Source organism: Paraglaciecola sp. (genome assembly GCF_051252315.1).
GTDB lineage: Bacteria > Pseudomonadota > Gammaproteobacteria > Enterobacterales > Alteromonadaceae > Paraglaciecola.
Genome location: NZ_JBPOFP010000239.1, coordinates 1 through 2,360, shown reverse-complemented (window position 1 = coordinate 2,360; position 2,360 = coordinate 1). Strand labels below are relative to the sequence as shown.

Genomic DNA, 2,360 nt, shown 5'->3' with positions numbered 1-2,360 from the left:
GATCAATATTGATAAGCCAAATAAAAACTCGTTAAATATAAACAGTTCTTTTTCCCTAAGCATGAGTATGGACAATTCAATGCCTTCCACAAAAGTCGCGTTTTTTAGCAGTAAAGTTTACGACCAAAAAGTCTTCAATTCATTGGTGCAGAAACACGCTATCAGCTTTACCCATATAGAATCAAAACTAGATGAAAAAACCGTCCCTTTAGCTAAAGGGTTTGACACAGTTTGTGTATTTGTAAATGACCAACTTAACACGCAAGTGGTAGAACAATTAGCTAGCTCAGGCGTAAAACATATAGCCCTGCGATGCGCGGGTTACAACAATGTAGATATTGCCACATGCCACACATTAGGCATCCGTGTTAGCCATGTTCCTGTATATTCTCCGCACGCTATTGCTGAACATGCCCTTGCCTTGATCATGACGTTAAACAGGCGCACTCATAAGGCATATAACCGTGTTAAGGAAGGCAATTTCGACTTACAAGGCCTGCTAGGTTTTACCTTGCACAATAAAACCGTAGGTGTGATTGGCACAGGGCACATAGGCAGCGCGTTTGTTGACATAGTCAAAGGATTCGGCTGCAAAGTATTGGCTCATGACCCTATACCCAACCCCAAAATGCAATCTCAGGCTGAATACATTAGTTTGCAAGACCTATTTGCTAGAAGTGACATTATTAGCCTGCATTGCCCCTTAACGTCTGACAATACTCATATGATTAACAGCAACACGATCAAGCAGATGAAAAAAGGAGTGATGCTGATCAATACGTCTAGAGGAGGTTTAATTGACACAAGTGCTTTAATCAAAGGTTTAAAAACACAACAAATTGGTTACGTTGGTTTAGATGTTTACGAAATGGAGTCCGAAATATTTTTTAGAGATCGTTCATGTGAAGTAATACAAGATGATTTGTTTCAAAGGTTATCGACATTTCACAATGTACTTATAACAGGACACCAAGGTTTTTTTACCCAAGAAGCCTTAAACGAAATCGCACATACAACACTGAACAATATTGTAAGTTTTGCTAACCAAAAACACGCCAATAATTTTTTATAATGAATCAAGTTTTACTCATCTGTGAAACTACACACAGCACATTTTAAAAAGAACTTTTAATATAAAAAGATATTAGGCTGTAACGAGCATTCGTAACAAGCTTGCTGAATACTTAAGCTTAAGAAGGATCTGTATTTTTATAAGCTTGAATTAGGGCTTGTTCACCCGCTAGCCCAGATTGAGACTTTCCATGTTCCATACCCACTATGCCGGTAAAACCCTTTGTATGAATATGAGAAAAAATATTTTTATAGTTAATCTCACCCGTTGTAGGCTCTTTTCTACCTGGATTGTCGCCCACTTGGAAATACGCAGTGTGTTTCCAAGCTGCATCAATCGTATTAATAATGTTCCCGCTTTGGATTTGTTCGTGGTAGATGTCGAATAAAATTTTACATTCTGGACGGTTCACCGCTGTACATAAAGCATAGGCCTGATCTACTGTGGTTAAAAATATATTAGGATGATTAATCCGTGTATTAAGCGGTTCCAGTACCATGGTCAAATCATGTTTTTCAAAGATGTCACACACTCTATGTAACAAGTCGATAATGTTGGCAGTTTGAAACCCCATAGGTAATCTAGGATCAATAAAACCTGGAACCACAGTCGTCCATTTTGCATTGACCCGTTTAGCTGTATCCACTTGTTTTTTAACTAGAGATAAAAAGGCATCTCTGGCACTAGCCTCGTTCCCTGAATATACCGGCTGAGCTGACCAAAAATTATTAGGCATACCCGACACATAAACACCCATTTGCATATCGTGTTTAGCGAGGGCGTTTCCAATACGGTTTTGCTCTGCAATAGGTTGTTTTGCTAAACCATTAAACTCCCAAGCATTAAATCCTTGATCGGCAGCATAAGCAATTTGATCAACGATATCGGCACCCGCTGAAAACTTAAAATGCCCATAGTGAGGAGCATAATTTAGTGCAAATTCGTGACCTATAGATTGATTTAAACCTTCAGTTTTAGCCCCTAAATGAGTAGACAAAGTTGAAGCCCCAATTAAGGTACTTGCACCTACAACAAAATCACGTCTATTCACGTCACAACTTCCTTCAAAAAGTTTCAATAAGCTTAGGTTAACAGAATCATAAATATCGAAAAGACAATTGTTTCTTATAACTTTACATACCTAAGTATCACCTTGTAGATTTTTTAATCAAGATAATTGGTCTTTAATAGAGTCATCGAAGCGAAGGAGTGTTTCAAACAAATCCAATTAACTTAACTAAAAAGAGAATTTAACCATGTTGAAAATAGTTAAAACTTCTATCGCAAT

The 2,360-nt window shown here is 37.7% G+C and carries 2 protein-coding genes; one reads left to right on the top strand and one right to left on the bottom strand.

The window, feature by feature from the left end; all coding sequences use genetic code 11:
• Positions 1 to 61: 61 nt before the first annotated feature.
• Positions 62 to 1,072, top strand: coding sequence for a 2-hydroxyacid dehydrogenase (locus tag ACSHXM_RS21625; protein WP_435692471.1), 1,011 nt, complete (start codon positions 62 to 64; stop codon positions 1,070 to 1,072).
• Positions 1,073 to 1,190: 118 nt separating this feature from the next.
• Here ACSHXM_RS21625 and ACSHXM_RS21620 read toward each other — a convergent pair whose 3' ends face one another.
• Positions 1,191 to 2,123, bottom strand: coding sequence for a hydroxypyruvate isomerase family protein (locus ACSHXM_RS21620; protein ID WP_435692469.1), 933 nt, complete (start codon positions 2,121 to 2,123; stop codon positions 1,191 to 1,193).
• Between the last annotated feature and the right edge of the window lie 237 nt (positions 2,124 to 2,360).